Raw genomic sequence first — 260 nt, forward strand, 5'->3', positions numbered from 1 at the left:
AGTTGTTTGAGGCTTAGTTTGTTCTTGTTTATTATTTGTTGTTTGGTTATTTTGTTTTGAATTCTCTTGCTTAGTGTTTTCTTGTTTAACAGGTTCTTGTTTAGTGTTTTCCTGTTTAGTATTTTCTTGTTTAGGTTGTTCTTGAGGTTTGTTTTCATCTTTTTTAGTAGTTTGTTTGCTAGCTAAAAATTGATCGTAGTCTCCTTTTTTCACTTCACAAGGTAAGCCGTCATTGTCACGATCTAAGTCATGAGGATCAT

At 31.9% G+C, this 260-nt stretch carries 1 protein-coding gene; it reads right to left on the reverse strand.

Going from position 1 to position 260, the window contains the following annotated elements; translation table 11 throughout:
• On the reverse strand, positions 1–260 hold a 260-nt coding region (locus MR170_RS31600; protein ID WP_242310744.1), incomplete at both ends, for an excalibur calcium-binding domain-containing protein.

The organism is Bacillus cereus group sp. BfR-BA-01524 (genome assembly GCF_022662595.1).
GTDB classification, from domain to species: Bacteria; Bacillota; Bacilli; order Bacillales; family Bacillaceae_G; genus Bacillus_A; species Bacillus_A thuringiensis_S.